Genomic DNA, 4,922 nt, shown 5'->3' with positions numbered 1-4,922 from the left:
GCATCACGCTTGAACTCCGCCGAGTACCGCTTGCTCATGTTGCTCTTGCTACTCACTACCTGGACTGCTTCCTCCGGGACTCATCCGTCCCAGTATCAGGCTGTCCAGATCAGTGGGGGAACTCCAATTCGGCCTCAAACCCCATCAGGTAGACACCTTCAAGCTCAGCAGCGACCCACAGTTCATCGACAAGGTCCGCGACGTGGTCGGCCTGTATCTGGACCCGCCGGAGAGCGCCCTGGTGTTGTGTGTCGACGAAAAAAGCCAGATCCAGGCGCTGGACCGCTCCGCGCCGGTGCTGCCGATAATGCCGGGCATGCCCGAACGCCGCACCCATGACTACTTCCGCAACGGCGTGACCACCCTGTTCGCCGCACTGGACGTAGCAACTGGCGAAGTCATCGGCTCGATCCACCGCCGCCACCGCGCAATGGAGTTCAAGAAGTTCCTGGCCAAGCTCGACAAGCACGTGCCTGCAGGCCTGGACATCCACCTCATCTGCGACAACTGTGAGGATCATGGGGTGCCGCAGGGGGCCGGAGCCTGACCCGTGCGACAACTGGCCGCAGCTGCCTTGGTGTAGAACTGTCGGCTCCGGCTCCCTGCGGTGCGTACTGCCGCCGGCCCGGTGAACGTGTCCCGATAGGGGCTTTGCCGCACAAAGCACCGTCACAGTTCTGACCGCTCATCGGGCCGGTGTAAGCCACCAGACCCTGTCCAAGGAGCCTCGTGACCGTCACCAGCGTGCCCCAGCCGACGCTGCCCGCGCAGCCAGTCCCGGACCCGGCCGAGGAGGTGGTCCTGGGGGTGGGCACCCACAAGGACGTCCACGTCGCCGCTGTCATCACCACTCTGGGCGCCTCGATCGCCCATCAGGAGTTCCCGGCCACCGCCACCGGATACCGCCAACTACTCGTCTGGGCACGGTCGTTCGGCATCCTGCACCGGGCCGGGGTCGAATGCACCGGATCCTATGGAACCGCGCTGACCCGGTACCTGCGCAGGGAAGGCATCGAGGTCGTCGAAGTCAACCAGCCCGACCGTGCCACCCGGCGCAAGCGCGGCAAGACGGATGCCGTCGACGCGGACGCAGCCGCCCGCGCAGTACTGTCCGGACGCGCCACCACTGTGCCGAAGACCGCGGACGGCCCCGCAGCGGACATGCGGGTCCTGCGGCTCGCCAAGGAATCAGCCGTCAAGGCCCGCACCCAGGCACTGAACCAGCTCAAGGCCGTCCTGCTGGCTATCGACCCGGACCTGCGCGAACTGCTCGCAGGCTTGAGCAATCCTGCGCTGGTCGCCACCTGCGCGGCCCTTGACGTCGATGACCGGGGCGAGGCCCTCTTCACAATGCGCCTGCTCGCCCGCAGAGTCCAGCACCTGTCCGACGAGGTCAAAGAGCTCACACGGCGCACCACCAGGGCTGTCCGCTCCTGCCGGCCCCAGATGCTGGATCTGGTCGGTGTCGGGCCCGACAGCGCCGCAGTCCTGCTCATCACCGCAGGCGACAACCCTGACCGCATCACCGATGAGGCATCCTGCGCCGCCCTGTGCGGCGTCAGCCCGGTCGAGCAGTCCTCCGGCAAGACCCAACGACGGCGCCTGAACCGCGGAGGCAACCGCCAAGCGAATGCTGCCCTCTACCGCATCGTCATGACCCGCATACGCTGGGACGAACGCACTCAGAAGTATCTGCAGCGACGCACCGCCGAGGGCATGTCCAAGCGTGAGATCCTCCGGTGCCTCAAGCGGTACGTCGCCCGCGAGCTCTACCGACACATCCAGCCTCTGGCTACCGGCCAGCTTTCTTCCGCGGCTTGACGAAACATAGGGGCTTCTACAGCACCCATAAGACGGACACCGTGCGCAAGTGGCTGGATGCCCATCCCCGCTTCCACCTGCACTTCACCCCTACCTACTCATCCTGGCTGAACCAGGTGGAGCGGTGGTTTGCGCTGCTGACGGACAAGCAACTTCGGCGCGGGGTCTACAAGTCCCTCCAATCACTCGAAAAAGACATCCGTAGTTGGATCCGAACCTGGAACGACAGCCCACGGCCCTTCGCCTGGACCAAGACCGCTGACGAGATCCACGAACGACTCGCCGCATATCTTGAACGGATTCCCGGCGCAGGACACTAGACGGTGGAGGCGGCGACCTTGATGCCGAGGGTGGCGAGTTCACCGTGCACCCTGCGGTAGCCCCACGACGGGTTCTCCTGGACCAGGCGCAGGATAAGGATACGGATCGAGCGCACGGTGGGCGGACGGCCTGACCGTTTTGGCCTGCAGGTACGGGCGTGGCGCTGCTTCATCATGTCCCGGTGCCATCGCAGCACCGTGTCGGGCTGGACCAGCAACCGGATCCGGCCCATGACCTGGCGCGGCAGCGGCACCAGCAGAGCGGCGAGGAAGGCCCGGTCTTCCGAGGAGAACTTCACCCGTTCCGTACTGATTTGCCGCTCAAGGGCCGTGATCTGGTGGCGCAGGGCGAGAATCTCCGCGTCATTGTCGCGGTCGCTCATCGATAGGTGGACGGCAGCCTCACCCCGGGGCCAGCACCGCGGCGGATTCCTTGCCGCAGGGGGTCTTGGCAGTTCGTCCGGAATGAACCGCGGATTGCTCTCTGGCGCGTCTCGCTCGCCCGGGGGCACGGGCGAGGTCGGCCGTGCCAGTGCCTGGCGAACTGCTGCTCGAACTTGAAGAACCGGTACTCCTGGGTCCATTCGGCCTTGGCCTTGGGACTGTGCGCCAGGAGTCTCGCGCAACTGCGGGAGATTACCTCGTGCCAGGGCGCGTCGTGACGGCAGGCCCGGGTCGGTCGGAAGTCGTCCGGGGCGCGCCACAGGCTCTTCTCCTGTAGGAAGCCGTGGTCCAAGGCGGCGCGGGCCGAGTGTTTGAGGGCGTAGTAGTCCATGCCCTGTTGGGTGACGCCTCGTTCGTACTCGCCGGTCAGGTCCGTCCATTCCACTCCGGGGTCGTCGGTGGCCAGTGCGATCGGGACTTTGCTCGCCCGGTACAGTCGTAGTGGGTGCGCGCGGCCTTTGACGTTGAGGATCTGGCGGTTGCTGGTCAGCAGGATCTCAACCAGCACATGGTGTCTGGCCATGGTGCGCAGGGTTCGGTGCTGGTGGTGCTCCCACCAGATGTCCACACCATGGCCGATCCGTTCGACGTGACCGACCAGGACGGCCTCCCGGACGTGGAAGGCGAGGTCCCGTGGGTTCACCCAGCGGGGTGTCAGTTCACCGGCATGCAGGGTGATGTGCGCCTTGTGGTAGTGGTGCCGCAGGTTGTCGAGCATATGCATGTGCAGGCTGTAGTCCCGCAGCGAGATGGGCCCGTCCTCCGGCTGGACGAGGTTGACACCGACCACGGCGGGATCGATTTCAGCGAGTTCGAAACCGAGCAGCAACTGGGCGAAGACCACCTCGGGGGCCTGACCGCGCAGGACCTGGTGGTCGAAGCGGACCTGCAACCGGCAGGCACGCTCGGCCCGTGCGGTGCCGCAGCGCAGGTCCCGGCGCATTCCGGCGAGTTGGTCGGCGATCTCCTTGCGGGCGTTCGCAACGATCGTCGGCCACTGTGGACTGGCGAGGATCTTCTTGCGCAGTGCTTCGAGGTCGGGGTCGTATCCGATGCTCTGGGCCAGCGCCCGGACTTCGGAGGTCTGTCGGCCGACCAGTGTCTCCAGGTAGAGGGCCCCGTTGCGGTAGGTGTCCCGGGCTACGGCGGCGAGCATGTCGCCGCTGTGCCCGGTGAGTGTCGGGCCGAACTTGTCAAAGGTGGAGAAGAAGTGGTCGTGCCCGGTCTCCCCGTGGTGCTCCCGGAACCCGTGCATGGACCAGGCGCCAATCACCTGGTTGCGGAACTGTCGGTCCTTGGCGGTGTCGGACAGCGGACGGGCCCTGGCGGTGTCGGCCGGTGGGCGGGGGACCCGGGAACAGGGGCCCGGCACAGCGGTCATCGAGGTGTCGACGCACATGCCTGCGGCGATGCCGTAGCCCAGCAGGATTTGAGTACGGACCGCGCCGGAGAGGTGGTTGTGCAGGTCGGCGCCCTTGGGCATGCCGAGCAGGAACGTACGCAGCCGATGTGGGTGGGCGCGGACCTTTTCCAATTCGTGAGCGGCGCCCCTGGCGAAGCGGTTGGTGCCCACCACGGCCTGCTCGCCGCCCGTCCAAGCAGGCGTTGCTTGTGCCGGGTGTGCCCAGGCGGCCGGCGCGGCCACGGCGGGAGCCACGGCCATGCCCAAGCCGGTGATCCAGCCGATGGCCCTGTGTCGCCGGCGTGCGGTGGTGCGCGCGGACGTTGGAGCGGAGCGATAGGGGACTAGCACAGAGCACCTCCGCTATGGCCTTGGCAGCGTTCGTAGCAGATGAAGCCGCCTGGCTGTTGATATGAAACGATCATCACTGGCGCCAAGTGCAGGGGCCTGTCGCCGCGCGGAGAAGTTCACTGGAAGGGACGGTGGGTCGAGAAGCGCGGCCCACTCGTGAGTGATGGTCTGGCCCGGCTAGGGTTGGTCGAAGTTGGCCGCGGTGCGCAGGCTCAGGTAGCTGTCGAGGTAGCCGTGCCGCGCTCAGCGGGTGCAGCGTTGACCCTGTGGGACTCTGTCGCCCGATTCCGGCGGCCGCCTGACATGCGGTTTGGTGGGGTGACGTGCTGAGGGAGTCCGGTCGGTTCGCGGGGAGGTGAGGGGGCGGCGGTGTCGCTGCGGCCTGTACCTGTTTCCGAGGTCCCTCAGGCCACGGTTCGGGTGGCCCGGGCAGCGTTGCCCAAAGGTTGTCTGGTGAGGGAGTGTCTAATCAACGGCGGATCTGATGATCAAGGAGACGCCAGATGACCGAGACCGCCGTTGGGCCCGAGTCCGTTGAACTGACCGGCGACGAATCGCCGTCGGATGCGACGACGGACGAGCAG

General features: G+C 66.3%; 3 protein-coding genes and 2 pseudogenes. 3 read left to right on the top strand and 2 right to left on the bottom strand.

Translation table 11 applies throughout. The features are described from left to right. Window positions 1-127 precede the first annotated feature (127 nt). The 3 genes and pseudogenes from P2L57_RS39680 to P2L57_RS39670 all read left to right on the top strand — a co-directional run. Window positions 128-520 (top strand): annotated as a pseudogene (locus P2L57_RS39680) (transposase); the annotation flags it as partial. 209 nt (window positions 521-729) lie between these two features. Next, the gene (locus P2L57_RS39675; RefSeq protein ID WP_275823433.1) at window positions 730-1,821 is read left to right on the top strand and encodes an IS110 family RNA-guided transposase; all 1,092 of its coding nucleotides are present in this window, start codon (window positions 730-732) and stop codon (window positions 1,819-1,821) included. A gap of 20 nt (window positions 1,822-1,841) precedes the next feature. Further along, a pseudogene (locus tag P2L57_RS39670) lies at window positions 1,842-2,141 on the top strand (transposase); the annotation flags it as partial. On the opposite strand, the gene P2L57_RS39665 reads toward P2L57_RS39670, so the two are convergent. Both P2L57_RS39665 and P2L57_RS39660 read right to left on the bottom strand, forming a co-directional pair. Next, a complete protein-coding gene (locus tag P2L57_RS39665) occupies window positions 2,138-2,524 on the bottom strand; it encodes a hypothetical protein (protein WP_275823431.1) in 387 nt (128 codons plus the stop codon). The pseudogene P2L57_RS39670 and the gene P2L57_RS39665 sit on opposite strands and share 4 nt — an antisense overlap. After that, entirely contained in the window at window positions 2,521-4,248 is a 1,728-nt protein-coding gene (locus tag P2L57_RS39660) for an amidohydrolase family protein (protein ID WP_275823429.1), read from the bottom strand. Before P2L57_RS39660 ends, P2L57_RS39665 begins: the two co-directional genes overlap by 4 nt. Between the last annotated feature and the right edge of the window lie 674 nt (window positions 4,249-4,922).

The sequence above is a fragment of the Streptantibioticus ferralitis genome (genome assembly GCF_029223525.1).
Taxonomy (GTDB): Bacteria; Actinomycetota; Actinomycetes; order Streptomycetales; family Streptomycetaceae; genus Streptantibioticus_A; species Streptantibioticus_A ferralitis.
This window is presented reverse-complemented; position numbering and strand designations above follow the sequence as displayed.